Raw genomic sequence first — 26225 nt, 5'->3', positions numbered from 1 at the left:
GTCATGATCACCTTTGGTGTGTGGCCCGGCGTCGTCAGCACGGATCTGGTGCGGCTGGAAACCTTCATCGACGCGCCGCCGGAGGACGTCGAACAAACCGCGGAAGCGTTGCGGGACCTGGCGAAGGGCGCGGAACGGTTCTACGTCCGGTGCTATCGCAGCTACCGGGGCCCGCATGAGCCGACGCCGCCGGACGCGGTGCCGTACCTCGGCGACGGGCGGGTAGTGGACTACGTGCTCGGCTACGGCAGCCCGGAAGTCGATCCGGACGGGTTCGCGGACGCGGTGCGCGCGGCGGTTCGCGAGGTTGCCGAGTTGGGCGGCGGGAAACTGCAGGTCTGCGAGGAGGTCAACGTTCCTGCGCCGCTGGACGGCGGCAGTCCTGGCTGTTACGAGGCGCTCGGCGCCGGGCTTGCGGCTGCGTTGGATGAACGGGCGCGGCTGGGGGTCGACGTGATGATCGGGTTCAATGCCGCGGTCGCGCTGCCCGGCGATCCGTTTTGGGAAGCGGTGCGCTCGGCGGTAGACCCAGAAGTGCTGAATCGCATTGATTTTCTCGGATTGGACTTCTTTCCGGACGTCTTCCGTCCGGTGCCCGCCGACGCATTGGTCGGCGCGGTGACTCACGTCGTTCGGTCGTTTCGAGAGTCAGCGTCGGCGATTGGTATCCCAGCGAGCGTGCCGATGCACATCACCGAGACCGGTTGGCCGACTGGACCGGAGAATTCGGAGGAGCAACAGGTGCGCGTGATGGAATCCGTTGCGAGCACGGTGTTCGGACTGGCATCCGAGGTGGGCGTGGACACGTATGAGATTTTCGGGCTGCGCGACGGGTTGTCGAGCGGTCCGCGGGAGAATCGGTTCGGATTGCTGCGCGACGATTATTCCCCGAAACCGGTGTATGAGACGGTGAAGCGGCTGATCGCCGAGCATTCTTCCGGATCGGGAGTTCCGCGCAAGATGGACATTCCGCCGCGTGCCGGATTCTTTTAGTTCCATCTGGCCCCTGGTCACGGAGAAGGCGAGGCCCGATTCTGTATCGGTCATAGCTCACCAGTGCCCTCAGGGAGATACCGTGCGCAGAACTAAGTTGGTGGCAGGCGCGTTGGGTGCCTGCGCACTGGTCATTGGCGTGGCACCGGCGGCCAGCAGCCAGCTCGGCCAGCAGTCGCCGGACACCGCCCGGCAGCCCGCCGGGGCGGCTTACCGCGACGGCGACTCCGCCTCCGCCACGCTGAAGGACGCCAAGGGCAACGAGGTCGGCTCCGCGTGGTTCACCGCCGACAGCCGGGCGAACGCCGTCTGGGTCGAGGTGTACCTCACCGGTCATTTCGCACCCGGTTTCCACGGCATGCACGTCCACGAAAAGGGAAACTGCACCGTCGGCGACCCAAAAAATCCGTTCACCGCGGCGGGCGGCCACCTGATGCCGATGGACCACCACACCGGGTTGCCCATCGGCCAGCTTCCGTCGGTGCTCGTGCGGTCGAACGGCCGCGGGTACACGAAGTTCGTGCTCGACACCTTCACCTTGGACCAGCTGTTCGGTCCTAACGGGACCTCGATCATCGTGCACTCGAAGTCCGACAATTTCGCGAACATCCCCGCCGACCGCTACGCCGTCCGCAACGACCCCAGTGCCCCCGTTCCGGACGAAAAGACCAAGGCGACCGGCGACGCGGGCTCCCGGTACGCCTGCGGTGTGATCACTCGCGACCAAAACTAACCCAGTCCTTTGTGGACTCAAGCTGGGCGTGGTACGTGAGGGGAACCCTGAGGGAATCAGATTCCCTCAGGGTTCCCCTCGCGGCCGGTAGCCGGGGTGTGCGCGGCGGCGGTGGCGCGGGGGCTGGTGCGGGTGGCGGCTACTACGATCGCCGCATGTCGTGCGCAGGTCTTCGATGAGTAGTCAGCCGGTCACGCTCTCGCGGCCCGTGCGGTTCTTCGGTTTCGCGTCCGCGGCGAGCCTGCGCTGGACCGGTTTCGGCGGGGTGCTGCTGCTGGCCGCCGCGGTGTACGCCGGGGCCGCCGGGATGTCCGGGGTGCTGCCGTTCGCGGGCGGGATCGCCGGGGTCGGGCTGGTCGTGCTCGCGTGGGCGCTGCTCGGCGGGCGCGTGCTCGCCTCGGACACCCCCGACGCTGGTTGGCTGAAGTGGACGCTCGCGTTGTGGTGCGGGCCGTTGCTCGTCGTGCCGCCGCTGTTCAGCGGGGACGTCTTCAGTTATCTCGCGCAGGGCGCGGTGGCCGCGCACGGGTTTGACCTCAACGTCGTCGGTCCGCAACAGGCACTGGGATCGGCGTCGGACATCGTCGGCCGGGTCAGCGTTTACTGGCGCGAGACGCCGTCGCCGTACGGGCCGCTGTTCGGTGCGGTCGAGCGGGTCATCGCGCAGGTGTCCGGCGGGAATCCGATTGTCGGCGTCGCGCTGCACCGGCTCGTCGAGGTGGCCGGGCTCGTCCTGATCGCGTGGGCAGTGCCGCGGCTGGCGGCCGTGGCGGGAGCGTCGCCGCGGGTCGCGTTGTGGCTGGGCGTGCTGAACCCGCTGGTTCTGTGGCACGTGGTCGCCGGGATGCACAACGACGCCCTCATGGTCGGCCTGATGGTCGCGGGCGTGGCGGTCGCGCTGGAAGCGGTGGGCGACCGGATCCGCTGGTGGCCGCTCGCCGGCGGGGTGCTGCTCATCGCGCTCGGCGCCGAGGTGAAGGTGCCCGCGCTGGTCGCGTTGGCCGCGGTCGGCACGGCGCTTGCCCGTCGCCGCGGGCGGATCGGCGAATTCCTGCTCGCTGGCGCGGGGATGGTGGTTGTCTTCGTGGCGGTGTCCGCGGCGGTTTCGCTGGCGACCGGGATCGGGTTCGGCTGGGTGTCGGCACTGACGACCTCGGGGGAGGTCAACAGCTGGATGGCGCCCACGAACTGGTTCGGCTTCCTCGTCGGCGGCGTCGGGTCGCTGTTCGGCGCGCACATCACGCAGACGATGATCGGCGTCGGCAAGATCATCGGGTACGTGCTCACCGCGGCCGGGATCGTCGTGGTGCTGCAGCGGCAGTGGACCGGCCGGATCGACGCGGTCCGCTCGCTCGGGCTGATGCTGAGCGTGGTCGTGATTTTCGGGCCGGTCGTGCAGCCGTGGTACCTGCTGTGGGCGGCGATTCCGCTCGCTGCTTCGTTGCCCGCTGGACGCGTGCGGTCCGTCGTGATCACGCTCGTCGCGCTGTTTTCCCTCGTGCTTCCACCGGTGGGCGGCAATTTCAGCGGCCGCGTCGGGTTGCTGGTGCTCGCGTACGTGATCGGGCTCGCGGTGGTGGTCGCGGCGTTCTTCGGGCTGCGGAAATTGTCCACAGTGGACTAGTGTTTGGCCAGCCAGACCTGTTCGGCGGCTCGCGCGGACGCGATCGCGTCGTCGATCACCAGTGGCGTCGCCGGGTCGAGGGTGGTGTGGGATTCGGTGGTGTAGAAGCGGATTTCGTGCCCGTCTGGGTCGTGGAGGCCGGGCAGGATCCAGCCGAGGGTCGCGAAATGGACGCCCGCGTGCTGTTCGCCGCGGCGGGTGAGATTGTCGGCGAGTTCGGTGATGGCGGCGCGATCCGGGACGCCGATGGAGAAGTAGTCGAACCCGGCGGCGGCACGGGCGAGGTCCGGGTTGAGCACGAGGCCGAGGTCCGGTCCGCCGCGCGGATGCGTCATGGTGACGCCGGTGCGGCGGCCGTCTTGGCGGAACTCCAGGGCGACTGCGTAGCCGAGCCGGTCGGCGTACCAGGCTGACGACCGGTCCAGGTCGGCCACCGGCAGCTTCAGGTGATGCACTCCGTCGAGGGTGGGAATCATCGTCGACCTCCACTGATGCAGTGCGACTGCAATGCAGTTATGCTGCATCTTGTGAAAGACCAGGTCAAGGCCGATGCCAGGGCCGAGTTCGGAGCCGCTCGCATCGCGCGGACCGAGGCGCTCGTCGTCGCTGCGGCGCGGGAGCTGTTTCTGGAACACGGCTACGCGGCCACCGCGCTGACGCAGGTCGCGCGCCAGGCCGGGGTCGCGCCGAGGACTGTGTACGTCCGCTTCGGCACCAAGGCGGCGTTGTTCCGGCGGGTCATCGACGAAGCGCTCGTGGGAGACGCGGAGCCGGTCGACGTCGCGCACCGGCCTCGGGCGCAGGACGCGATGACCGCCGGAACCTTGGCCGAACGGCTGGACGCGCTCGCTGACGTCACGGTCGGAATCGCGGACCGCGCCGGAGCGTTGCTCGAAGTGGCGGCGCAAGCTGAAGGCGCGGAGCCGGAAATCGCCGAGGCGGCGCAGTCCGGGCGGCGCGAAACGGCGCGACTGTGCCGGGAATTTTGGTCCCGCGCGGCGCGTGATGGCCTTCTGGTGTCCACTATGGACATTGAACAACTCGCGAGCACCACGGATGCCTTGCTGTGCGCGGACACGATGGTGCACCTGCGTCGCGTCCATGGCTGGGCCGCGGCGGAATACGGGCGCTGGCTGCGAACGGCGCTGGTTGCCCTGTGCGGGACGTCCGGATAGGTTGCGATCATGGACATCGATGTGCTCGTGTTCGACGTGCTCGGCACGCTCGTCGACGAACCTGCCGGAATCCGGGCGGGGATCCGGAAATTCGCGCCGTCGCTCGCTGAGGCAGAGGTCGAACAGCTGCTTTCGGTGTGGCAGAAGCATGTTGAGCAGGAGCAGGGCCGCATCGTCGCCGGGGAACGGCCGTATGCCGCGAGCGACGTCATCGACCGGGAAGCCGCGCAGGCTGTCGCGGACGCAGTCGGTGCCGGGGACGCGGCCGAACTGGCGCTCGCGGCTCGGCAGCTCCCGCCGTGGCCGGACACTGTGGACGGGCTCGCCCGCCTTGCCGAACGATTCCCGCTGGTCGGACTCTCCAACGCGAGCCGGACCGTACTGCTCGACCTCTGCGCGAACGCCGGGCTGCGCTGGCACACCGTGCTGTCCGCCGAGGACGCCCGCACCTACAAACCGGCTCCCGACGTCTACCGGCTCGCCATCGACGTCGCCGGACGCGCGCCGGAGCGGCTGCTGATGGTCGCCGCACACGCCTGGGACCTGCGCGGGGCGCAGGAAGCGGGATTCCGCACCGCGTACGTCGGCCGCCCAGTCGGCGACCCGCCCGCTCTCGCCGACCGGTTCGACCTCCAGGCAGCCGGACTCGCGGACCTCGCCGACCAGCTTGGTCGCGACTGAGTCTCGGACCAGGCATGATTTCGGGCGTGACTGCGCCCCGGGTGACCGATCTCAGCGACTTCGAACGCCGGTTGGTCGAATCGGCCCGGGAAGGCGAACTGCTCGGCGCCGACCAGATCGACGTCGCCGACCTCGCCGAAACCGAAAACCCGGACCACCTCGTGCGCGCGGAGGTGCTGCGGGACGTGCTGCTCGGCAGGCACGGCGACCTCGACCCGCGCGGGATCATGCTGGCCCGCGCCCGCATCACCGGCGAACTGAACCTCGACGGCGCCACCGCGACCGCCGGACTGATGCTGCTCGCCTGCGTCTTCGACCAGCCGGTGCTCGCGCGCCAGGCGGCGTTGCCGCACCTGTATCTGATCGGCGGGCGCATGCCGGGCCTGCACGCGTCCCGGGTGCGGATCGCGGGCGACCTGCATCTGTCCGACGGCGTGCGGATCACCGGCGCCAACTCGGACGGCGCGATCCGGCTGATCGGCGCGCGCATCGGCGGAAGCCTGCTGTGCCGGGACGCGGAAATCGCCAATCCGGACGGGCTCGCGCTGGAGGCGAGTTCGGCGGAGCTGGGCAGCGGCCTGTACCTGCACCAGGGAACGCGGATCACCGGTTCGTCGGCCGACGGCGCGATCCACCTCAACGGCGCGTGTGTCGGCGGACCGCTGGAATGCCAAAGCATCAAGGTCTCCAACGACCTCGGACCGGCCATCGAGGCGGACACCCTGACGGTCGGCCGCAGCATGCTGATCCGCGACTCGGAAATGAGCGGCAACGGCGAAATCGGCGCGGTGCGGTTGCAGGGCGCGCAGATCGGCGGGCAGCTCGAGTTCTCCGCGACGACACGCGTCACGTCGCCGGAAGGGCGGCTGCTGGGGCTCTCCGATGCGAAAGCCACGACAGTGTTCATGCCGGGCAACCTTGTGTGTCCCGACGGCAGCACCGGGGCCGATTGCGACCATTCCGAACTGGCCTGGCTGGACGGATTCACTTACACGGCAATCGATCCGTCCTTCGGCTGGCGGCGGTGGCTGCACCTGCTTCGCTGTCACACCGAGTATTACGACGCTACCGGCTACCAAAAGCTGGCGGCAGTTGAGCGGACCGCGGGCCACGACGGCAATGCGCGCACCATCCTGATCGCTCAGCAAGACGACCTGCGCCGCCGTTCGCCGGACGCTCTCGGCGGGCGGATGTCGCGGCTGTTCCACTGGATCTGGGGTGCCCTGGCCGGATACGGCTACCGCGCGCGGCGTACGGCGGCGGCGTTGCTGCTCGCGCTCGTCGCGGCCGGAGTGCTCGGTTTATGGGCTGGGGCAACGGAAACCCGGCCCGGGCACCATGCCGCGGAACGGGTCGCGAGTGGTGCCGCGTGCTCGCCGGTCGAGTTGATCGGCTTGGGGCTCGACCGGGGCCTGCCGATCGCGCCGACGGGTCTGCGGAGCCGATGCGACCTCGACACGGCGAGCGTTTCCGGCCAGGTCTTCACGGCCGCGATCTGGGGCGTGCAGGTCGCGGTGTGGGGTCTGGCGACGCTGGCGCTGGCCGGGTACACCAACCTCGTCCGCAAAACCGGCTGACTTCCCGCGCTGCTCACAGCAGATCTGCCGTCGGCAGCGAAAGCAGCGGCGGCCGGGTCCGCGACGGCACAGTCGAGGCATGACCAACGAATCGACTCCGCCGATGTTCGACCAGCGGCTCCGGGAACGGTTCCTGAGCCAGCGGGTCCTCGTACTGGACGGCGTGCTCGACGACGACAACGGGACGGTCCTCGCGACCCAGATGCTCTCCCTCGCCGGCGAAGACCCGGTCAAGGACATCGCGTTGTGGATCCACTCGCCCGGCGGTTCGGTCCCGTCGATGCTCGCGATCCGCGACGTGATGCGGCTGGTGCCGTGCGACGTGTCGACGCTCGCCCTCGGGCTGGCGTGCAGCGCCGGGCAATTCCTGTTGTCCGCGGGCACTCCCGGGAAGCGATTCGCCCTGCCGCACGCACGAATCCTGATGCACCAGGGTTCGGCGGGAATCGGCGGCTCGGCCGTGGAGGTCGAGGTGCAGGCCGACGACCTGCGCTACACCCGCGACACCGTGCTGGGCCTCACCGCGCAGGACACCGGGCAGCCGTTCGACCGCATTTTCGCCGATTCCCTGCACGACCGGTGGTACACCGCCGCCGAGGCGCAGGACTACGGCTTCATCGACCAGATCGTCGACCGCCTGGAGCAGGTCGTGCCGGTGCGCACGCACGCGATGGGCCTGGGGGTACGCGCATGAGCACCTACACCATCCCGAACGTCGTGACCCGCAGTCCCGGCGGCGAGCGGATCATGGACGTCTACTCGCACCTGCTGTCCGAACGGATCGTCTACCTGGGCACGGCAATCGACTCGGGTGTCGCGAACGCGTTGATCGCGCAGCTGCTGTTCCTGGAGTCGGACAACCCGGAGCAGGAAATCAACCTGTACATCAACTCCGAGGGCGGCGACCCGGCCGCGATGCTCGCGCTGTACGACACGATGCGCTTCATCAAGGCCCCGGTGGCGACGACCTGCGTCGGCCAGGCAGTCGCGACTGGCGCGGTGTTGCTGGCCGCCGGTGCGGAGGGTCGGCGGTCGGTGCTGCCGCACGCGCGGGTGGTGCTGCATCAGCCCGCCGCGCAGGGACGCGGGACGATCCCGGACCTGATCCTGCAGGCGGACGAGGTGGTCCGGGTGCGGACGCAGCTGGAGGAGATCACGTCGCGGCACACCGGCCACGACGTGGCGGAATTGCGGCACGACACCGACCGGGACCGGGTGTTCGACGCGGCCGGCGCGGTGGAATACGGGCTGGCGGACCAGGTGATCGCCGCTCGTCCGTGAGCGGGGTTCGCAGGCCGGTCTGGGGTTCCGGCCTGCGGCTTCGTTCAGGCGGCCATCAGCACGGGCCCGGCCGGACGGCGCGCCGGGCGCGGTCCCACCACGCTGATCCGCCGGATGTCCCCGGCGATCCCGCTCAGCAGACCGGCCAGGTTCACCCCGAGCGCACCCGTCACCGCGGCGATCATCTCGCTCGACGGTTCCTTCCGGCCGCGCTCGATCTCGGACAGGTACTGCGGCGAGATCCCGGCCCGCTCGGCGACGTCGACGAGCCGCTCGCCCTGGGTCTCCCGTTCGGCGCGGAGACTGCGGCCGAGCACCTCGCGCCACAGCGGTTCGGCCTCGTCGTCCCGGACGGGGGCGCGGCGCTGGTGGAAAGGAAGGATGTCCGCCATAGGCCCAGCCTGGCATCCGCCGGGGCCGGATGGACAGCCGTTCCGCTCAGGGCAGAACGGCCTTCACCCGACGAGCTGGTTGCTGAGCATGATCACGCCGAGGAGCACGGCGATCGTCGAGATCGCGATGCCTGCTGCCGACAATGGTTTCGCGGTGCGCCGTCCGATGACGCCGACGAGTCCGCAGGCCAGCCCGGCCAACCCGAACGGGAGCGCGAGGTACGCCCGGATGCCGGACAGGTCGATCGGCAGCAGCGGGAGCACGCAGCCGAGGAGGCCCAGCACCAGCGCCGCGACGCTCAGCCAGACGCCGTTCGCCGGAGCTGGCCACGGTTGGGGTGGCGGGTAGCCCGGGTATTGCTGGGCTGGTGGATAGCCTGGGTATTGCTGGGCGTTCGGCTGCACGGGCCAAGGCTGATCGGTTCCTGGTTGCGCGGGGGCCCAGGCCTGGGGCGTTGGTTGTGGGGTGGGTTCGGCGGGCGGCATGGGCCAGGGTTGACTGGCTTCTGGTTGTGCGGGGGCCCAGGTTTGCGGTGTTGGTTGTGGCGTGGGTTCGGCGGGTGGCATGGGCCAGGGCTGACCAGCTCCCGGTTGCGCGGGGCCCCAGGACTGCGGCGTCGGTTGGGGCGCGGGCGCGGGTTCGGCGGTCGGCGTGGGCTGCGGTGGCGAACCCGCCACCGCTCCCTGCGCGTCCGTCGACGGCGTTCCCGCGGGCGGGGCGGATTCCCCAGGCGGAGCGGGTTCGGGTGCCGGGCCGTCGGTCATCGGAAGCTCCTCACCGCGCGGAAGAAACGTCGTCACACCTTAGATCGCCCGTGCGAGAAGCCCAATCCGCTGCCCGCGGGTCGATAGGCTGCCCGAGAGGCAGCAACCGGCGACCGACGAGGTGACGCATGGACCGGCGCGAACTGATCGACCAGGCTCTCCGCGGCGTCGAGGCGTGGGAACGCAAATGGGGTCCCTATACCCCGTCCCCGGCGAGCCAGCCGGACGTCGATCTCCCCGCGCTGCTCGACACCTACGCCGCCCGGATGGACGCGTCCTTCCCCTTCTTCCACCCCCGCTACGCAGGCCAGATGCTGAAACCGCCGCATCCGGTCGCGGTCGCCGCCTACCTCGCCGCGATGGTGGTCAACCCGAACAACCACGCGCTTGACGCCTCGCAGGCCACCTCGCCGATGGAGGTCGAGGTCATCGCGGACCTGGCTCGGATGTTCGGGTTTGCGCAGCCGTCGCTCGGCCACCTCACCTCCAGCGGGACCATCGCGAACCTCGAAGCCCTCTGGGTCGCCCGCGAACTGGCTCCGGGCAAGGCAGTCGTCCATTCGCAGGACGCGCACTACACGCACGGACGCATGTGCCAGGTGCTCGGCGTGGAATCCCGCGCGGTGCGGGCACTTCCAGACGGGCGCGTTGATCTGTCAGCGGTCGAAGCTGAAGTCCGCGGCGGCGGGGTCGGCACGGTGGTGCTCACTCCAGGAACTACCGGGCTCGGGGCGGTCGACGACATCCAGCAGGCCCTTGCGCTGAAGGAACGCTACGGCGTCCGCCTGCACGTCGACGGTGCGTACGGCGGGTTCTATACCTTGCTGGACGAATACGAGGCCTACCGCGCGATCGGCGCATGCGATTCCGTCGTGGTCGATCCGCACAAGCACGGGCTCCAGCCGTACGGATGCGGGGCGGTGCTGTTCGCCGACCCGGCGGTCGGCCGGTTCTACAAACACGATTCTCCCTATACCTACTTCACTTCCGACGAACTGCACCTCGGTGAGATATCACTGGAATGCTCACGCGCGGGTGCCGCAGCTGGTGCGCTTTGGCTTACCCTGCAGGCATTTCCGCTGGAACGCCAGCGCGGCCTCGGGAAGCTGCTGGCCGCCTGCCGTCGGGCGGCGAACGATTTCGCCGCCCGCATCAAGGAATCCGACCGGTTCGCCCTGCACCTCGAGCCCACTTTGGACATTGTCACCTACTGGCCTCGCCGGGCCTGGATGAGCGAGATCACCGAAGCCGCCAACACCATCCTCCAGAACGGCATGGCCGACCCGGAAAACCCGCTGTATCTGTCCACTTTGCGCGTCGACGCGGACGCTTTCGCCGCGCTGCACCCGGAGATCGAACGCGACGCCGAGACGGTGACGATCCTCCGCTCGGTGCTGATGAAGCCGGAGCACGAGGCCTGGATCCCGCAGCTCAAGCAAGCGCTCGACCGGTTGGCGGAGTGAGTCCCGGACAGCGGGACTGACCCGCTCGATCCGGACGGACCGCCGGTTACATCGGTGCGCATGGCTGAGGAACCGCGCACCGCAGAGCGGTCGAAAGGGTATTACGTGCTGATCGTCGTGGCGATCGCACTCCTGACCGAGAACGCCAACTTCGAGTTCACCCTCGTCGGGGTGGGCCTGCCCGACATCGCCGCCGCCTTCGGCACCAGTCAGGTGGCGCTGGTGATGACCGTCGTCTTCGTCGCGTCGCTCGTGTTCCTCCCGATCGCCGGGAAACTCGCCGACGCACACGGCAAGAAAAAAGTCCTCCTGGGCGCGGCCATCATGTTCGGCGCCGGATCGTTGATCTGCGCGCTGGCGCCGGTGTACTGGCTGTTCCTCGCCGGACGCGTGCTCCAGTCCGCGTTCGTCGTCGCGTACGTCGCCGGTTACGGCCTCATCCGCGACCTCTTCCCGCCGCGATTGGTGCCGCTCGGCGTCGGCGCGCTCGGTGTCGGCACCGGCGTGGCCGCGTTCGGCGGTCCGTTGCTCGGCGGGTATTTGGTCGACGCTTACGGGTTCCGCAGTGCGTTCTGGTTCACGCTCGGCTACGACGTCGTCGTCTCGACGCTCGTGCTGCTCGTCGTTCCCGAAACGCGGGTACGGATCAAACGCCGCATCGACGTCGCCGGTGGCTTGTTGCTCGGGGCCGGGATGGCGGTGCTCGTGCTCGGGCTGGTCGAAAAGCACTACCTCGGTTACGCCGTGGCGCTTTCGGTGGTATTGCTGGTGCTCTTCGTGATTGTCGAGCGTCGTCGCGCTGAACCGCTGATCGATCTGACGCTGGTATCTCAACCCAAGGTGTGGCTGACGCTGCTTGCCTCCGGCACCGCCATTTTCGTCACCACTGCCAACAGTTCCGTACTCATTCCGCAGTTGCTCCGTACTCCGCACGTTCCCGGCGTCGCGGAGCGCGGTCTCGGCATGACCGCGTTGGAATACGGGGTGAGTTACGGTCTGCCATTCGGGCTCGTCGGTGCCGCCGCAGGGTACGCGGCCGGGTGGGTGTGCCGGAGGTTCGCGCCGAGAACCGCTTTGCTCACCTCGATCGTCGGCACTCTCGGGGGAGTCGTGATGATCCTTTTCGGACAGTTGAGCGGTCCGGTGCTGATCGTGGTGATCGCCGCGCTCATGGGTATCGGACTCGGGTTTCTCTACGCCGGTGCCAACAATCTCGTCATCGAGGCGGTGCCCGCGGAAGCGCAAGGCGTCACGACTTCGTTGCTGTACACCGCTCTCGGCGTGATGAACACGCTCGGTACGGCCATCGTCGGCGCGGTTACCTCCGCCCATCGAGTCCAGCTCGACTCCGGTTCCTCGATTACCAGCGATACCGGATATCAGGCGGCGTATTTCGTTCTGTTCGGGGTCGGCGTGCTCGCGCTATTGCTGACTTTCGTGATGCGACACGGCCGAACTCCGGCTACTGGCGGGACGGCAGCCGGGTAAGATTCCTGTTGTGACGGAATGGAAATTCGCGGTGAGCACGCTCGGCATGCCCGGCATTCCGGTACGTGAGTCGGCTGCGATCGCCGCCGCACACGGATGCGCTGGGCTGGAACTTCGGGTGCACGCCGACGAGGAAGTCCACTTAGGACTGATCAATGCCGCTGCCGTTCGCGAACAGATCAGCGACGCGGGGCTGGAGATTTCCGCGCTGGCCGGTTACGTCCAGGTCTGCGCACCCGGACCCGGCGTGGTCGACGAACTCCGCGCGCTGATCGACCTCGCCGCGCGACTGCACGCCCCCGCGATCCGGGTCTTCCCCGGCGGCACCGGCGAAGACGGCCGTGCGGTGGACCGAATCGCCGCGGTGCTGCCGGATCTTGCCGCGGCGGGAGTCCGGCTGCTCGTCGAGACCCACGATTCCCATCTCACCGCGGAATCCGTGCTCCGCCTGGTGAAACCGTTCGCCGACCCGGCCCGGGTGGCGGTCCTGTGGGACGCGCTGCACCCGTGGCGGGCCGGCGAACCTCCGGCGCGGACCCGGGCACTGCTGGGGGAGTACCTCGGATACTTCCAGTTGAAGGACGCGACCGCCGGGCTGACGCCGGTCCCGCCGGGCGAGGGGAGGGTCCCGCTCGCGGAATGCGGACGTCTGCTGCGGCCGTGGTCCGGCTGGATTTCCCTGGAATGGGAACGCGCCTGGCATCCGGAAATCGCGCCGATCGACGTCCCGCTGGGCGCGGCGGCGAAATGGCTGACGCGCTGGGGCGGCTGATCAGCCGACGGTCCGCGCCGCCGTGTACTCCTCCAGCCCCGGTCCGGTCAGCGGGTAGTAGTCCGACAACCGCCCGCCCTCGTCGAGCCGACGCCGCGCGAACGCCTCTTTGTCCTGGTGGGCAAGGGAATCCTCAGCAATAGCCAACGCCTTCTGCTGCGGCACCACCACCGCACCGTCCTCGTCGGCCACGATCAGATCGCCCGGCGTCACCAGCGCGCCACCGGCACCGACGGGGACGTTGAACGCCGCCGGGAACAGCTCCGTCTGCGACGCGTAATGCGGCGTCACCCCCGTGCACCACACCGGCACGCCCAGCGCACGGATCCGCGCGGCGTCGCGCACCCGGCCGTCCACCACGATTCCCGCGCCGCCGCGCAGCTTGAAGTAGCGCACCAGCATGTCGCCGAGACAGCCGGTGAAATGGCTGCCGAACGCCGAAACCACCAGCACGTCGCCCGGTTTGATCGACTCCAGCACCTGCCACAACGCCGTCTTGCGCTCGGCGTCCTCCTGCGCGGTGCCGGAGAAGACGTCCTCGCGCTGCGGCAGGAACTGCAGCGTCACCGCGCCGCCGACCACCTTGACGTCCGGCGTCCGGTGCAGCGGGACCGGACCGTCGAGGAAGGTCCGCGTGATGCCCATCTGGTGCAGCTTCGCGCACGCCGTCGCCGCGCTCACGTCGTCCAGCGCCTCGACCATCCGCGCGGTCGGCCGGGTGAACGTCGCGGTCTGCACCGGCGCCAGCTTCGAGTCGTAGGTGTCGGTTTCCCCTGCTGGGACAGCCTGCCGGCCGTTCGCGTCCATGGCGTGCCTCTCCGCGCGTCGCCGTCCGAGTGACGGTGACATTATCGTCTATCGATGGTAGATGTAACCGCCGACGGCCGAGCGCTGTCAACCTCGGACACCCCCGAGGACCCCCGCAGGTCCCGCTGAAGGGAGACCGCTGTGCCCGCATCCCCGGATTGGTTCGAGCCGGCCCGGTTCGGATTGTTCGTCCACTTCGGCCTCTACAGCCTGGCCGCGCGGCACGAATGGGTCCGCAGCCGCGAGGCCATCCCGGACGCCGAGTACGACCGCTACCTCGAACGCTTCGACCCCGACCAGTTCGACGCCCCGGCGCTGGCCAAAGCCGCCCGCGCGGCCGGGATGCGCTACGCCGTACTGACCGCCAAGCACCACGACGGCTTCTGCCTCTTCGGCTCGAAACTGACCGACTACCACTCGGTCCGCGTCACCGGCCGCGACCTCGTCGCCGAGTTCGCCGACGCGATGCGCGCCGAAGGAATCCGCGTCGGGCTGTACTACTCGCTCCTCGACTGGCACCACCCGGACTTCGAGATCGACCGCTACCACCCGCTGCACGCCGACGCCGCCGCACGGGAACAGCCGCGCGACATGGCCCGCTACCGCGATTTCCTGCGCGGCCAGGTCACCGAACTGCTCACCGAGTACGGCGACATCGATCTGCTGTTCTTCGACTTCACCTACCCCGCGAAGGGTCCTGAAGACTGGGGCGCGGCGGAACTGCTGGCCCTCGTCCGCGAACTGCGCCCAGGCATCCTGGTCAACGACCGCCTCGGCATCCCCGGCGATTACGTGACGCCCGAGCAGTACCAACCGGACCGTCCGCTGGAACGCGACGGCGTGCCGGTGCGCTGGGAGGCCTGCCACACGCTCAACGGATCCTGGGGCTACGACCGCGACAACCACGAGTACAAAGACCCCGCGCTGCTGGTGCGGATGCTGGTCCAATCCGTGGCGTGCGGCGGAAACCTGCTGCTCAACGTCGGTCCGACGGGCCGCGGCGCGCTCGACCCGCGCGCCCGCGAGACGCTCGCCGCCATCGCCGGGTGGATGCAGCTCCACGAACGCTCAGTGCACAACGCCGGTCCGGCGGAGTTCACGCCGCCGTCGAACGTGCTGTACACGCAGGTCGGCGACCGATTGTACGTGCACCTGCTGTCCTGGCCGCTCAAACACCTCCATCTGCCGGGGCTGGCCGGTCGTGTCCGGTACGCGCAGCTGCTGCACGATGGTTCGGAGGTCCGGTTCCACCAGCTGGACGGGGAGAACCACGAGCACAACAACCTCGCGCCGCCGAGCCAGGACGCGGGCACGCTCACCCTGACCCTGCCGATCATCGCGCCGGACGTGCTGCTCCCGGTCCTCGAGCTGTTCCTCGACGCCGATGCGTGAGCGACTGTCCGATGTGGACTTGGCTGAGCCGAACCTGCCGGACGTCACCGATCGCGCGGTCTGGGACGCAGCGGAATCCTCGACGCGGCAAGACATCCTGGTCGCCGCCGCCATCGAACTCGATCGCCCTATGCCGCAATTGCTGGCCGGAGACTGGGCGCGCTCAATGCGCGACGGCAACCGCAGTGCGTACGAAACGAAGGCCCGGCAGCTGAAGGAACGCGTCACCGTGCTGGTCCTGGCCGCCGTGCTGACCGGCGAAGTCGCGCCGGCCACCGCGCCGCCGGGGGAGTGCCCGCACCTCGACGCGGCGATCGACGGCCTGGTCGCGCTCGCCGAGGCGACCAGTTGGTGCTGGGCGCCGCACGACCGGTTCACCGCGGCCCGCGGCGAGGTCCTCCCGGACCCGGACGAACCGTTCCTCGACCTCGGCGCGGCTGACGTGGTGTCCCTCTTCGCCTGGGCCGACCAGGTACTCGGCCCGCATCTGGACCTGCGCGCACCGGGCCTGCGCCGACGTCTTCGCCGCGAGGCGGACCAGCGCGTGCTCGGCCCGTTCGAGCGGATCCGGGACTGGGCGTGGATCGGCGCGGACGGCACCGCGAACAACTGGAATCCGTGGATCCACGGCGCGGTACTCGCCGCTGCGGTGTTCCTGTGCGACGACCGGCCGCGCCGGACCCGGCTGGTGCGGCTCGTCAGCGAAGGACTCAATCACTACCTCGCCGCGCTGCCCGACGACGGTGCGATCGACGAGGGCATCGCGTACTGGTGGCAGGGTCCGTGCCGGTTGCTGGAAGCGCTGGACCTGCTCGCGGAAGTCGGCGGTCCGGACGTCCGCGCGCCGTTCGCTGAGCTGCTGCGATATCCGCAGCGGATGCACCTCGGCGAGGATTGGTATGTCAACGTCGGAGATGCCTCCGCGCGGCTGCTGCTGTCTCAACCCTGGCATGTGCCGTATCAGTGGGGCCGGTTGCTCGGTCAACCCGAGACGGCGGCGCACGCGGCAGCCGGTGCGCGGTTGTCCGGTCGCGCCGTGCATCCGGTGGCCGGGCTCGGCCGCGCGCTCGCCGCGTTGCGGGATCCGCACTGGTGCCGGGCCGCTCTCGACGGCAGCCCGGAGACCCCATGGCTGGCGCGCGAATCGTGGTTCCCGCGAGTCCAGATTCTGGTGGCACGAGAGGAAACCGGCCGCGTCGACGGGCTCGCGGTGGCGGCGAAGGCCGGGCACAACGGGGAGCACCATAACCACCTCGACGTCGGCACGTACTGGGTCGCGCTCGACGGGCGTCCGATGGTCGTCGACGCCGGACGGCCGACGTACACCACCGCGACGTTCGGCCCCAACCGGTATGACGCGTGGCCGTTCCGCAGCGCTTGGCACAACGTTCCCGAACCTGGCGCGGAGCAGGTGCCTGGCTCGCGGTACGGCGCTCGCGCGGTGACGGTCGATCTCAACGAGCCGAGCCTGCGCGCGGAACTGAGCGGCGCGTACCCGGACGGTGCCGTGCCGAGGTGGCAGCGGACAGTCCGGTTGTCCCGGGCGGAAGGCGAGGTGATGGTCGAGGACGAGTGGGACGGAGATCCGGAACCCGTTCTGCTGCACCATCTCCTCGCCGGTTCGGTCGAATGCGGCGACGGCTGGGCTGTGGTTGCCGCAGACGGGCGGACGCTGCGGCTGACGTGGGATCCCGCGGTGGCGGTCGCGGAACTGCACGAGCAGCCACTCAACGATCCGCTCCTGCAGCTGAGCTGGGGAAACGTCCTCACTCGGCTCACCCTGCGGGTCACCGATCCGGCCGCGCGCCGGGTCGAGGCGCGCTGGCGACGGTGAAAATCCGGTCTTGAACAGGCCGAGGACCAGGTCTACGATCATCTATCGATAGACGATGGATAGGGATTGATCATTTCCCGCATCGACCCGGCGTCCGGGGTTGGCGTCGGCGGTGTGCCCAGCGCTGAGCAACGCTGTCTTCGTGCGCCCACGTGGTTGCGATTTCCGTTGCGGCACAGGCGTTTCGCTTCCGTTTTGTTATTGACCGTACCCAGGGCGCGTGGTTTCATCTCGACTATCGATTACTCGCGATTACGCAATGGAGCGTGTGGCTGACATGAGAAAACACTGGCGCCGAGGCACCGCTGCCGTTGCGGCGACGATCGTGCTCGGCTCGACCGCGGCGTGCGGCGGCGGGTCGTCCGACGCGTCCGGCGAGACGACGTTGCGGGTGATCGTCAACATCACCCCGAACCTCACCCAGGAGTACTGGAAGGGCCTGTTCGCCCAGTACGAGCAGAAGCATCCGGGCGTGCACGTCAAGCTGGAGCTGACCGGCACGATCTCGGCGGGCGCGAAGCTCAACCAGGACCTCGCCGCGGGCGATCCGCCGGACATCGCCCAGCAGATCATCCCGACCAAGGAGAACGCGCAGCTCTTCACGGACCTCAGCGACCAGGAGTGGACGAAGGACACCCCGCTCGCGCAGCAGCACGAGATCGAGGGCAAGCGCTACCTGGTCGGTGTCGGCGAGCAAATCCAGTCGCTGGTGTTCTACAACAAGGCCGCGTTCGCGAAGGCCGGGGTCGACCCGGGCGCGATCAAGACTCTCGACCAGTTCACCGAGGCGATGGGCAAGCTTAAGGCGGCGGGCTTCCAGCCGCTGCAGACTGCGGGGCAATGGGTGCCGGGCGCGCAGTTCTCCATGATGGCCGACGCGGGCGTGCTCACCGCCGATCCGGAGTGGACAGTGAAGCGCACGGGCAAGAAGGTCAGCTTCGCCGACAGCGGCTACGTGAAGTACCTGCAGCGCTACCAGAGCTGGATCCAGCAGGGCTACCTCCAGAAGAGCGCGCTCGGTCTCACTTACACCGACGGGCAGGTCGCGTTCCTCGCCGGCAAATCGGCGATGTACGTGATGGGCTCGTACTTCGTTCCCTCCGCGGACAAAGCGAAGAAGAGCGACGAGATCGGCGTGTTCAGCATGCCGACCGACGGTGCGTACCCGTCCGGCCAGTTCGGCAACGTCGCGGACCCGTACGTGGTCGCCGCCGCCTCGCCGCACCCCCAGGAGGCGACCGAGCTGGTGCGCTGGCTCGTCACCGACAAGGAGGCCGTGCGCAGCCAGCTCGCCGCGGACGGCAACCTGCGCAAGGGCTTCAGCTACGAGATGTCGAGCCTGGGCAAGCAGGTGCAGCAGATCCTCGAAGCTGCGCCGTCGGTGCTCGTGAAGGCGGGCGAGCGCCAGCCGATCGACGGGTACACCACCGAGCTCAACACCCAGGTGCAGTCCTTGTACACCGGCTCGTCGGCGCAGCAAGTCGCGGAGGGTTTGGACAAATGGTGGAACTCGCAGAGCTGACGAGGCCGGTCGAAGCACCGCCGGCCCCGCGTCGGCGGAACACCCGCCCGCGCCGAGTACGGCTGCGCGCGGCGGCCGTCTCGCTGGGCATGAGCGGTCCGGCGGTGCTGCTCTACACCGTGCTCACTGTCGTACCAGTCGGGGTCGCGATATATCTCAGTTTCACCGACTGGAATGGCTTCTCCAGAGCGGTGTTCGTCGGACTGAAGAACTACGCGAAGCTGTTCTCCGACCCGGCGTCGGGCCGCGCGTGGTACGTCACCGGCATCATCTCGGTAGCGGGCACGGTGCTGATGGTCGGCGGCGGGCTGGTGTACGCGCTGGCGTTGCGCGGACGGTCCAAATGGAACTCGTTTTTCCGGGCGCTGGCCTACTATCCGCACGTGATCAGCGCGCTGATCCTGGGCTATCTGTGGGCGGCGATCCTCGGCACCAACGGCGCGATCAACAGCACGCTGCAGAAATTCGGGCTCGGTCCGATCGGCTTCCTGTTCGACGAGAAGCTCGCGCTGATCGCGTTGATCTGGGTCATCGTGTGGGCCGGATTCGGCTTCAACGTCGTGCTGTTCGTCGCCGCGCTGCAGACGGTACCCGCGGAACTGCTGGAGGCGGCGGCGATCGACGGCGCGTCCAAGGCGCAGATCAACCGGCGGATCGTCGTCCCGATGATCGCCCCGGTGGTCACCGTCGCGACTGTGCTGAACCTGGTCGGCCTGATCCGCGCCTACGACCTCGTCGTGAGCCTCACCGGCGGCGGCCCGGCCGGTTCGACCCAGACGTACGGATATCTGATCCTCGCCAAATCGTTCGAGGGCACCAAAATCGGCTACGCGACCGCGCAGGCCGTGTTCCTGATGGTGGTCTCGGCCGCGCTCGCCCTGCTGGTCACGGCGTTGCGCAACCGGCAAGACCAAGCCGCGGCCGGATAAGGGGGCAAGCAGTGGTGGTAAAGGCGCAGCCGCGGGCTGTTCCGGCGAAGCGGGTCACGGATCGCGAGGGCGGCGTCGTCCGGTTCGTCTTGCTCGCCGGGCTCCTCGTGGTCATGGTGGTGCCGGTTTACCTGTTGCTGGTCAACAGTTTCAAACCGCAGGAAGACATCGTCAACAACCCGTTCGCGCTGCCGGTCGGGAATTTCACCTTCGATTTCGTCAAGGCCGCGGCGACGAGCCCGGACTTCAATGTGCTGCAGGGCTACGGATTCACCCTGTTCCTCGTCGTCATGGTGGACATCTTCTGCATCGCGCTCGCCGGACCCGCGGCGTACGTGATCGCGCGCAGCCTGAAGAAGCGCACCCAGTTGCTGCTGCTGTACTTCCTGGCGGGCACGTTCATTCCGGGCGCGGCACTGGTGATCCCGGTGATCTACGTATTGCGTTCGGTCGGCCTCGCGAACACCGTGACCGGCCTGATCGCGCACGATGTCGCGTCCACGCTGCCGGTGAGCATTTTCCTGTTCGTCGGCTTCATCCGCACCATTCCGGTCGACATCGACAACGCGGCGACCATCGACGGCGCGGGCCGCTACCGGACGTTCTGGATGATCATTTTCCCGCTCATGCGCCCGGCCGTGGTCACCGTGCTGATCCTCAATTCGATCGGCATCTGGAACGACTTCGTCAGCCCGCAGATCCTGCTGAGCCCCGGCTCCGGCCACTACACGGTGACCACCGCGATCTACGCCGGGATCAGCCAGTATTCGACCGACCTGACGAAGGTGTTCCCGAATCTTCTGCTGGCGATCGCGCCGGTGATCATTTTCTTCATCTACATGCAACGGCACATCATCAGCGGCCTCACCGTCGGGGCCGTGAAGGGCTGAGTCTCTCTCATGAGGAGTAAGGACAATGCAGTGCTGAGGAAGGTCGCGGTCCTGGCGGCCGCATTCGTCACGACGCTCGCCGTCGCCCCCGCCGCTTCGGCCGCCGGGCGCACGTTCTACGTGGCCACGAACGGCCACGACACCGCGAACGGGCAGGCCCCGACCGCGGCGTTCCAGCACGTCCAGCGATGCGCCGACGTGATGGTGGCCGGTGATACCTGCGTCATCGCCGGCGGCACCTATCGGGAAACGATCAAGCCGGCCAATTCCGGTACCGCCGGAAAGCCGATCACCTATCGCACCACGCCCGGCGAGAAGGTCACGCTGAGCGGCGCGGAGCCGGTGCGCGGCTGGACGAAGGTGTCCGCGGCCGACGTCGCTGCCATCGCCAAGACGGACCCGTTCGCCGCGAACTCGCCGTTCAGCCAGGCGGTTTCGGCGGGGAATGTCTACAGCACCGCGGTGGATCTCGGCAGCGATGTGACCACTGTGCAGGTGTTCACCGACGGAACCATGGGCGTCGAAGCGCAGTGGCCTTACCCAGGCCTCGACCTGGTGACGCCGAAGTTGGCGTACGCAGGCGCGAGCAGCGCGGACGCGACCGTCGTCGACCCGGGCATGACCCGTCCGGCCGGATACTGGAACGGTGCCCGCGCGCTGACCGGGTACTGGTACGTGTCGGCAACGTCCACAGTGGCCAGTTCGGCAGTGGGCTCGGTGACGTTGGCCGCGGCTCCGCCGTGCACGCACAAGGTCGTGCCGAAGGACACGCGGTACTCGCTGTTCGGCAAGATCGGCGAACTGGCGAATCCGGGGGAGTGGTTCTACGACACCGCCGCCAAACGGCTTTACGTGTACAGCACGGACAACCCGGCCGCGCACAACCTTGAGGCGAAACGGCGCAAACTCGCCTTTGACCTCACCAACAGCAGCTATACGAATCTGACCGGACTCACCTTGTTCGGCGCTTCGGTCCAGACCGGTTCTTCGAGCACGAATGTGGTGCTGGACAAGATCAATGCCCACTACCTGTCGCACTACACCGACATCACCCAAGGCGCGACGGACTGCGGTTCCACTGTCACGCGCGGCGTTGCCGACACCGGTCTGGTCATCAACGGCACGAACAACCAGGTCATCAACAGCAACCTCGCATACAGCGCAGGAAATGCGATCGCGTTGCGCGGACAGCACAACACCGCTTCCAACAACGTGATCCACGATGCTGATTATCTCGGCACCTACGCGGCAGGCATCGCCGTCGCGGGCAACAGCCAAACCGTGCAGCACAACACGATCTACCGCGTTGGCCGGAGCGGCATCAACCTGCAATGGGACGTCGCAGCGGGTGCGACACCCGGACCGGACCGGATCGCGTACAACGACATTTCCCAATACGCGCGGCTGAGCCTGGATACGGCGGCGATCTACACCTGCTGCGCCTCCGACATGCTGCAAACGTCAATCGACCACAACATCCTGCACGACGGCACACCCACACCTGGCGTGAACCCGTTCGCCGTCGCCGGGATTTATGCCGACAACGGCCAGAGCAACCTGACCATTGCGAACAACGTGGGATGGAACAACCTCGAGAAAACCGTGATGCTGAACGGTCTCGGTTCCGGCTCGCGCAACAACCTCGTCTACAACAACACGGGCGGCGCGACGTTGTTCTACGTCAAGGGACCGGGGCAATCGACCGGAACCAAGCTGTACAACAACATCGGCGAGATCGTCGGCCTGGCCGGTGCGACGGACGGCGGAATGCTGGTCTCGAACAATCTCCCAGCGGACACCGACCCGAAGTTCGTCGACGCGGCTACGCACGATTACCGGCTGAGCGCGGATTCCCCGGCACGCAACGCGGCGATCCCGTTGCCAGGCATCAACGACGGCTCCACCGACCCGACGCCAAGCCTCGGCGCGTATCAGTACGGTGCTCCTAAGTGGACTGCCGGAGCAACGCGGTAAAGCGCACGGCGCCCGGAACGGTCCGGGCGCCGTTTGCTTTTCAGTTCTCCTGGATCCACGCCGGACTGATGCCCATCTCGGTAAACCGCCAGCCTTCTGCGGTCTTGGCTGCGGCGGTGGTCAGCCGCAAGCCGCTGCGGCGATGAGGCGGCTCGCCGTCACGGTAGAAGTAGACGAGCTGGTTGGCAGTCGCAGTGGCGTGCTCGCCGTCGAGGTCGATCAGGATGTCGCTGTGCACGTGCTGGGCGAGTTCGTCGCGCTGCTGGGTGAGGAACTCGGTCACCTCGGCCAGCCCTCTCAGCTCGCCGCGCGGGGAATGAACGGCGATGTCGGGATGGTAAACGCGGTCGATCTCGTCGTGCCGCCGCTCGTCCAGCATCCGCGCGAGACGGGCGAACAGTTCGGCGACGTCGAGACGATCAGTGGTCGGCATGAGGACTCCTTCAATGTTGGTGCGACCAACACTAGAGCAAAAGTGTTGGTCGCGCCAACACTGCTAGCATGAGCGGCCAAAAGTGTTGGTCGCGCCAACACTGCTAGCATGAGCGGCATGGACGAGATCCCGCGCCGCCTGACGGAGAAGCCGAGCTGGCTGCTCACCCAGCTGACCGTGCACGCGCGCCGGTTGGTATCTCAGGGCTTCGCCGAGGCCGGGGCGCGCGGATACCACTACCGGATCCTGGCCGCGCTGGACGAGTTCGGCCCGGCCAGCCAGGCGGACCTGGGCCGCCGCTGCCGGGTAGACCGCAGCGACGTGGTGGCGGCGGTCAACCAGCTGACCGAACTGGGCTACGCGGAACGCACCCCGGACCCGGATCACGGGCGGCGCAACATCGTGCACCTGACCAAAGCCGGAGGTCGCCAGCTGCGCCGAATGGACAAAGTGCTGGACGGGGTCCAGGACGAGCTGCTGGCCGCGTTGTCGGCGGAGGAACGGGCGACGTTAGCGGGGTTGCTGGGACGGGTGCTGGCTGACCACGAGACTGGTTGAGCACGCCGGGCCCGCAGCGCGATGCGGAGGTACGTGAGGGGAACCCTGAGGGAATCAGATTCCCTCAGGGTTCCCCTCACGTACCTTGCGGGAGCCGAAGCCGCGGTCCGATGGCCGCGCACCTGTCCGGCCCACGCTCGGCGGCGGACGCTCAGGCGTTTCTCGCGAGTGCTCGTCCCGGTTCTCACCGCGATGAACACTCACCAGCCCCCTCACTTCTTTCGGCTGGCACTCCCGCGAGCAGCCCGCTTCTTCTGCGCCCGAGGATCCGGCACCGGCGACCGCCCGGCCGCGTGCGCCGCGAAAGCCTCCGCCGCGGCTTCCCCGTCGCGTTCGCGCAGCAGCGACACCAGCCGGCTGTGCTCGTCCGCCATCGCGTGCCAATCGCCGTCGAACAGTGGGTCCGCGATCGCCCGCAGCGCGCGCAGGCTCGGTTCCAGCACCTCCCACATCCGGGTGAGGAACGGGTTCCCCGGAATCTGGCTGACCAGCGTGTGGAACGCGATGTCGGCGTCGCGGAATTTGCCGACGTCGTTGAGCGCCACCGCGCGGTGCATGTCCTCGACCAGTTCGTCCAGCGCGGCGAGGTGCTCGTCGGTGATGTGCTCGGCGGCCAGCTGCGCGGCGAGCCGTTCCAGCGGTTCCCGCACCTGCCGCGCGTGTTCGGCGTCCTGTTCGGAGATCTCGACGACGAAATTGCCGCGCCGCGGGATGTGCGTCAGCAGGCCTTCGCGGGCGAGCTGTTTGACCGCCTCGCGGACCGGAGCCTGGCTCACGCCGAGCCTGCGCGCGATTTCCGATTCGACGACGCGTTCGTTCGGCTCGAGTTCGCCGTCCACGATCGCCTGGCGCAGCAGTGCGTACACCCGGTCGGAGATCAGCGGGTTGCGGAACTGGTCCTTGTTCGTGGCCAGCGTGGAGGCGAAACCCGCTGGTGCGTCGTCGGTTTGCCGTGTCGTTGCCATGAGATTCCCATCGTGCGCTGCCGGAACCGTCCTGCCATGATAGGCGGGATCGCCTAACAGGTATCGATGGACCGGGTCAGTTCCCGAGCAGTCCGGCCAGCCAGGCCAGTTTCACCGTTTCGTGCGGGGCCGCGCCGCCCTCGTGGTCGTTGAACGGATAGCTGCGGATGCTCTTGTGTTCCGGCGCGAGCCCGTTCAGCGCACCGTAGTGATTGAACGCGGCGAACACCGTCGAGGGCGGGCAAATGTGGTCCATCAGCGCGGTGGAAAACAGCGCCGGCGCGTTCGCCCGCCGGGCGTGGCTCGCGCCGTCGAGATACGCGAGCGTGCGGTTCACCGTTTCCGCGTGCTGCCGGCGCAGCTTCACGAACTGCTGCACCTCGACGTACGGCGGTTTGTCGGTGATCGTGGTGGCGCGCGGGAAATGGCACAGGAACGGCACATCGGGCATCGTCGCGACGAGATCCGGCACGAGCCCGGCGGCGGCCAGCGCGATCCCGCCGCCCTGGCTGGTGCCGGTGACCACGACGCGCGCCGGATCGACCTCCGGATGCGTGCGCACCGCGTCGACCGCGCGCACGGCGTCGGTGTAGACGCGGCGGTAGAAGTGGCGATGCGGGTCGAGAATGCCGCGGGTGAGGAACCCCGGGGCGGCGATGTCGCCGGTCGACGGGTCGGGGTCGGGCGTTTCCGCGCCCTGGCCGCGGGTGTCCATGATGAAGTGCGCGTACCCGGCGCTGGCCCACAACGTCTTCTCGTGCGGCACCCCGCGGCCGCTGCCGTATCCCAGATATTCCACGACCGCGGGCAGCGGGCCGGTGCGCGTGACCGGCAGTTGCAGCCAGCCGCGGATCGGGGCGCCGCCGTAGCCGCGGAAGGTGACGTCGAAGGTGTCGATCGTGGCGAGGCCGTTCGGCGTCGGCTCGAAGGTCGCCTCGACGTCGGCAGCCCGCTGCTCGGCGAGCGTCTTCGCCCAGAACTCGTCGAAGTCGGCCGGTTCGGGGAGCGTCGGAAGGTAGCGTTCCAGCTCGTCGAGGGGCAGGTCGAAGAAGGCCATTGCGTCGGATCTCCAGGACTCCCGGGGCGACAGTCAATCATCGCCTATCGATCGTTGAATCGAACCAGGCGCGCGGGAACGTTGTCAACCGGCCAGCCGGTAGATCCGGCGCGGCGTGCTGACCAGGATTTCGTCCCGTTCCGCCGGGGAAACGGCCGCCATCGAGCGGGCCAAGGACTCCGCGCGGGAACCGCGCGGCAGACAGATCGGCCAGTCGGAGCCGACGACGCACCGCTCGGCGCCGACCGCGTCGAGCACCTGCCTCGCGATCGCCGGAGTGCCGTGCTGCTGGGTCAGCAAGCCGGACAGCTTCACGACCACGTTCGGCACCGTCGCCGCTTCTTGGAGTTCTCGCTGCCATTCGCCGAGGTCAGACGGGTTGCCGAGATGGTCGACCACGACGGTCAGCGTCGGGTTTTCCGTTGCCGCTTCGGCCGCGGTCCGCAATGCGTGCCGGTGAAGATTGAGTTCGAGGACGAGCCCCGCGTCGGCCAGCATCGGCACGAGCGCGCGGGCTTCTGGCGGGGTAGCGGTCCAATCCGCGCCGCCGATCCGCATCCCGTTCGGCGGGTCCGGCTGGGCGAGCAACGTACGAAACTCGGCGGCTTCGCAGACGTGCAGATTCCCGACGTAGCCCGCGATCAGTTCAGGGTTCCGCCGTCGTAGTTCCCGCAGGGCGGACGTCTCCCCGGAATCCCCGCGCGACGCTTCGACCAGCACAGTTCCGGTGATGCCCAGCCCCGCGCCCGCGTCCTCCAGGTCTCTTGAGCCGAATGCGCGGCAGTGCGGCGAACCGGGCTTGATCCAGGGAAACCCGGCGGCCGGGTCCCACAGATGCGCGTGGCAGTCGAACATCTCGCGGCCTCCGGGAGTATTGACACGGGGAATCCCGGTCTCGATGATAGCCATCGGTTATCGAT

The 26225-nt window shown here is 68.2% G+C and carries 26 protein-coding genes; 18 read left to right on the top strand and 8 right to left on the bottom strand.

What is annotated here, in order from left to right:
- The first annotated feature begins 3 nt into the window (after positions 1–3).
- From AB5I40_RS19365 to mptB, 3 genes are all read left to right on the top strand, one after another.
- Positions 4–993, top strand: a complete 990-nt coding sequence (locus AB5I40_RS19365) for a hypothetical protein (RefSeq protein WP_370939937.1) — start codon at positions 4–6, stop codon at positions 991–993.
- An 82-nt stretch (positions 994–1075) separates the two neighbouring features.
- A complete protein-coding gene (locus AB5I40_RS19360) occupies positions 1076–1726 on the top strand; it encodes a superoxide dismutase family protein (RefSeq protein WP_370939936.1) in 651 nt (216 codons plus the stop codon).
- A gap of 175 nt (positions 1727–1901) precedes the next feature.
- The gene (gene mptB, locus AB5I40_RS19355) at positions 1902–3350 is read left to right on the top strand and encodes a polyprenol phosphomannose-dependent alpha 1,6 mannosyltransferase MptB (protein WP_370939935.1); all 1449 of its coding nucleotides are present in this window, start codon (positions 1902–1904) and stop codon (positions 3348–3350) included.
- Here the strand turns inward: mptB and AB5I40_RS19350 are convergent.
- Complete coding sequence (locus AB5I40_RS19350) at positions 3347–3826, bottom strand: VOC family protein (protein ID WP_370939934.1); 480 nt, start codon at positions 3824–3826, stop codon at positions 3347–3349. The two genes, mptB and AB5I40_RS19350, sit on opposite strands and share 4 nt — an antisense overlap.
- A 39-nt stretch (positions 3827–3865) precedes the next feature.
- Here AB5I40_RS19350 and AB5I40_RS19345 point away from each other — a divergent pair, with 39 nt between their 5' ends.
- The 5 genes from AB5I40_RS19345 (at position 3866) to AB5I40_RS19325 (ending at position 8064) form a co-directional block, all read left to right on the top strand.
- On the top strand, positions 3866–4525 hold the full coding sequence (locus AB5I40_RS19345; protein ID WP_370939933.1) for a TetR/AcrR family transcriptional regulator: 660 nt from the start codon (positions 3866–3868) through the stop codon (positions 4523–4525).
- A 9-nt stretch (positions 4526–4534) separates the two neighbouring features.
- Positions 4535–5206 (top strand): haloacid dehalogenase type II, encoded by a 672-nt coding sequence (locus tag AB5I40_RS19340; RefSeq protein ID WP_370939932.1) that lies wholly within the window; start codon positions 4535–4537, stop codon positions 5204–5206.
- 26 nt (positions 5207–5232) lie between these two features.
- A complete protein-coding gene (locus AB5I40_RS19335) occupies positions 5233–6783 on the top strand; it encodes a hypothetical protein (RefSeq protein ID WP_370939931.1) in 1551 nt (516 codons plus the stop codon).
- Between the two features lie 79 nt (positions 6784–6862).
- Positions 6863–7477, top strand: coding sequence for a ClpP family protease (locus AB5I40_RS19330; protein ID WP_037820577.1), 615 nt, complete (start codon positions 6863–6865; stop codon positions 7475–7477).
- Positions 7474–8064: an ATP-dependent Clp protease proteolytic subunit gene (locus AB5I40_RS19325; RefSeq protein WP_344266854.1), complete on the top strand. Its 591-nt coding sequence runs from the start codon at positions 7474–7476 to the stop codon at positions 8062–8064. Before AB5I40_RS19330 ends, AB5I40_RS19325 begins: the two co-directional genes overlap by 4 nt.
- A gap of 44 nt (positions 8065–8108) precedes the next feature.
- Here the strand turns inward: AB5I40_RS19325 and AB5I40_RS19320 are convergent, their stop codons facing one another.
- Together AB5I40_RS19320 and AB5I40_RS19315 are read right to left on the bottom strand one after the other, a co-directional pair.
- On the bottom strand, positions 8109–8456 hold the full coding sequence (locus AB5I40_RS19320; protein WP_344266855.1) for a helix-turn-helix transcriptional regulator: 348 nt from the start codon (positions 8454–8456) through the stop codon (positions 8109–8111).
- A gap of 63 nt (positions 8457–8519) precedes the next feature.
- Positions 8520–8861 (bottom strand): hypothetical protein, encoded by a 342-nt coding sequence (locus AB5I40_RS19315; RefSeq protein ID WP_370939930.1) that lies wholly within the window; start codon positions 8859–8861, stop codon positions 8520–8522.
- A 488-nt stretch (positions 8862–9349) separates the two neighbouring features.
- On the opposite strand from AB5I40_RS19315, the gene AB5I40_RS19310 reads away from it, so the two are divergent.
- The 3 genes from AB5I40_RS19310 to AB5I40_RS19300 are packed head-to-tail and all read left to right on the top strand — an operon-like array spanning position 9350 to position 12944.
- Positions 9350–10684, top strand: a complete 1335-nt coding sequence (locus AB5I40_RS19310; RefSeq protein WP_370939929.1) for an aspartate aminotransferase family protein — start codon at positions 9350–9352, stop codon at positions 10682–10684.
- 60 nt (positions 10685–10744) lie between these two features.
- Positions 10745–12172, top strand: coding sequence for an MFS transporter (locus tag AB5I40_RS19305; RefSeq protein ID WP_370939928.1), 1428 nt, complete (start codon positions 10745–10747; stop codon positions 12170–12172).
- A 10-nt stretch (positions 12173–12182) separates the two neighbouring features.
- Positions 12183–12944, top strand: coding sequence for a sugar phosphate isomerase/epimerase family protein (locus AB5I40_RS19300; RefSeq protein ID WP_370939927.1), 762 nt, complete (start codon positions 12183–12185; stop codon positions 12942–12944).
- Here the strand turns inward: AB5I40_RS19300 and AB5I40_RS19295 are convergent, their stop codons facing one another.
- Positions 12945–13751, bottom strand: coding sequence for a ribonuclease activity regulator RraA (locus AB5I40_RS19295; protein WP_370939926.1), 807 nt, complete (start codon positions 13749–13751; stop codon positions 12945–12947).
- Positions 13752–13892: 141 nt separating this feature from the next.
- On the opposite strand from AB5I40_RS19295, the gene AB5I40_RS19290 reads away from it, so the two are divergent.
- The 6 genes from AB5I40_RS19290 to AB5I40_RS19265 all read left to right on the top strand — a co-directional run bounded on the left by AB5I40_RS19290 (position 13893) and on the right by AB5I40_RS19265 (position 22292).
- A complete protein-coding gene (locus AB5I40_RS19290; protein WP_370939925.1) occupies positions 13893–15143 on the top strand; it encodes an alpha-L-fucosidase in 1251 nt (416 codons plus the stop codon).
- Positions 15136–16977 (top strand): heparinase II/III family protein, encoded by a 1842-nt coding sequence (locus AB5I40_RS19285; protein WP_370939924.1) that lies wholly within the window; start codon positions 15136–15138, stop codon positions 16975–16977. Before AB5I40_RS19290 ends, AB5I40_RS19285 begins: the two co-directional genes overlap by 8 nt.
- A gap of 277 nt (positions 16978–17254) precedes the next feature.
- Entirely contained in the window at positions 17255–18499 is a 1245-nt protein-coding gene (locus tag AB5I40_RS19280) for an ABC transporter substrate-binding protein (RefSeq protein ID WP_370939923.1), read from the top strand.
- The gene (locus AB5I40_RS19275) at positions 18478–19428 is read left to right on the top strand and encodes a carbohydrate ABC transporter permease (protein ID WP_370939922.1); all 951 of its coding nucleotides are present in this window, start codon (positions 18478–18480) and stop codon (positions 19426–19428) included. Before AB5I40_RS19280 ends, AB5I40_RS19275 begins: the two co-directional genes overlap by 22 nt.
- A gap of 11 nt (positions 19429–19439) precedes the next feature.
- Positions 19440–20318: a carbohydrate ABC transporter permease gene (locus AB5I40_RS19270; RefSeq protein WP_370939921.1), complete on the top strand. Its 879-nt coding sequence runs from the start codon at positions 19440–19442 to the stop codon at positions 20316–20318.
- Between the two features lie 30 nt (positions 20319–20348).
- Complete coding sequence (locus AB5I40_RS19265; protein WP_370939920.1) at positions 20349–22292, top strand: right-handed parallel beta-helix repeat-containing protein; 1944 nt, start codon at positions 20349–20351, stop codon at positions 22290–22292.
- Positions 22293–22332: 40 nt separating this feature from the next.
- Here AB5I40_RS19265 and AB5I40_RS19260 read toward each other — a convergent pair whose 3' ends face one another.
- Positions 22333–22725: a nuclear transport factor 2 family protein gene (locus AB5I40_RS19260; RefSeq protein ID WP_370939919.1), complete on the bottom strand. Its 393-nt coding sequence runs from the start codon at positions 22723–22725 to the stop codon at positions 22333–22335.
- A gap of 108 nt (positions 22726–22833) precedes the next feature.
- Here AB5I40_RS19260 and AB5I40_RS19255 point away from each other — a divergent pair, with 108 nt between their 5' ends.
- The gene (locus AB5I40_RS19255) at positions 22834–23283 is read left to right on the top strand and encodes a MarR family winged helix-turn-helix transcriptional regulator (protein WP_370939918.1); all 450 of its coding nucleotides are present in this window, start codon (positions 22834–22836) and stop codon (positions 23281–23283) included.
- Between the two features lie 212 nt (positions 23284–23495).
- Here the strand turns inward: AB5I40_RS19255 and AB5I40_RS19250 are convergent, their stop codons facing one another.
- The 3 genes from AB5I40_RS19250 to AB5I40_RS19240 form a co-directional block, all read right to left on the bottom strand.
- Entirely contained in the window at positions 23496–24248 is a 753-nt protein-coding gene (locus tag AB5I40_RS19250) for a GntR family transcriptional regulator (RefSeq protein ID WP_370939917.1), read from the bottom strand.
- A 76-nt stretch (positions 24249–24324) separates the two neighbouring features.
- Positions 24325–25305: an acetylxylan esterase gene (locus AB5I40_RS19245; protein WP_370939916.1), complete on the bottom strand. Its 981-nt coding sequence runs from the start codon at positions 25303–25305 to the stop codon at positions 24325–24327.
- 84 nt (positions 25306–25389) lie between these two features.
- Positions 25390–26214 carry an amidohydrolase gene (locus AB5I40_RS19240; RefSeq protein WP_370939915.1) on the bottom strand — a complete coding sequence of 275 codons (825 nt, stop codon included), beginning with the start codon at positions 26212–26214 and terminating at the stop codon, positions 25390–25392.
- Positions 26215–26225: the final 11 nt, after the last annotated feature.

Origin of the sequence: Amycolatopsis sp. cg13 (assembly GCF_041346965.1) — a bacterium.
GTDB lineage: Bacteria > Actinomycetota > Actinomycetes > Mycobacteriales > Pseudonocardiaceae > Amycolatopsis.
Note: the sequence above shows the minus strand (reverse complement) of the source record. Positions and strands in the feature narration are given on the sequence as shown.

Coding starts and splice junctions, on each gene's coding strand:
- AB5I40_RS19325 (WP_344266854.1), top strand. CDS start 7,474: ATGAGCACCTACACCATCCCGAACGTCGTGACCCGCAGTCCCGGCGGC.
- AB5I40_RS19330 (WP_037820577.1), top strand. CDS start 6,863: ATGACCAACGAATCGACTCCGCCGATGTTCGACCAGCGGCTCCGGGAA.
- AB5I40_RS19350 (WP_370939934.1), bottom strand. CDS start 3,826: ATGATTCCCACCCTCGACGGAGTGCATCACCTGAAGCTGCCGGTGGCC.
- AB5I40_RS19275 (WP_370939922.1), top strand. CDS start 18,478: ATGGTGGAACTCGCAGAGCTGACGAGGCCGGTCGAAGCACCGCCGGCC.
- AB5I40_RS19255 (WP_370939918.1), top strand. CDS start 22,834: ATGAGCGGCATGGACGAGATCCCGCGCCGCCTGACGGAGAAGCCGAGC.
- AB5I40_RS19345 (WP_370939933.1), top strand. CDS start 3,866: ATGCTGCATCTTGTGAAAGACCAGGTCAAGGCCGATGCCAGGGCCGAG.
- AB5I40_RS19295 (WP_370939926.1), bottom strand. CDS start 13,751: ATGGACGCGAACGGCCGGCAGGCTGTCCCAGCAGGGGAAACCGACACC.
- mptB (WP_370939935.1), top strand. CDS start 1,902: ATGAGTAGTCAGCCGGTCACGCTCTCGCGGCCCGTGCGGTTCTTCGGT.
- AB5I40_RS19245 (WP_370939916.1), bottom strand. CDS start 25,305: ATGGCCTTCTTCGACCTGCCCCTCGACGAGCTGGAACGCTACCTTCCG.
- AB5I40_RS19260 (WP_370939919.1), bottom strand. CDS start 22,725: ATGCCGACCACTGATCGTCTCGACGTCGCCGAACTGTTCGCCCGTCTC.
- AB5I40_RS19340 (WP_370939932.1), top strand. CDS start 4,535: ATGGACATCGATGTGCTCGTGTTCGACGTGCTCGGCACGCTCGTCGAC.
- AB5I40_RS19365 (WP_370939937.1), top strand. CDS start 4: ATGATCACCTTTGGTGTGTGGCCCGGCGTCGTCAGCACGGATCTGGTG.
- AB5I40_RS19305 (WP_370939928.1), top strand. CDS start 10,745: ATGGCTGAGGAACCGCGCACCGCAGAGCGGTCGAAAGGGTATTACGTG.
- AB5I40_RS19240 (WP_370939915.1), bottom strand. CDS start 26,214: ATGGCTATCATCGAGACCGGGATTCCCCGTGTCAATACTCCCGGAGGC.
- AB5I40_RS19280 (WP_370939923.1), top strand. CDS start 17,255: ATGAGAAAACACTGGCGCCGAGGCACCGCTGCCGTTGCGGCGACGATC.
- AB5I40_RS19250 (WP_370939917.1), bottom strand. CDS start 24,248: ATGGCAACGACACGGCAAACCGACGACGCACCAGCGGGTTTCGCCTCC.
- AB5I40_RS19320 (WP_344266855.1), bottom strand. CDS start 8,456: ATGGCGGACATCCTTCCTTTCCACCAGCGCCGCGCCCCCGTCCGGGAC.
- AB5I40_RS19285 (WP_370939924.1), top strand. CDS start 15,136: ATGCGTGAGCGACTGTCCGATGTGGACTTGGCTGAGCCGAACCTGCCG.
- AB5I40_RS19310 (WP_370939929.1), top strand. CDS start 9,350: ATGGACCGGCGCGAACTGATCGACCAGGCTCTCCGCGGCGTCGAGGCG.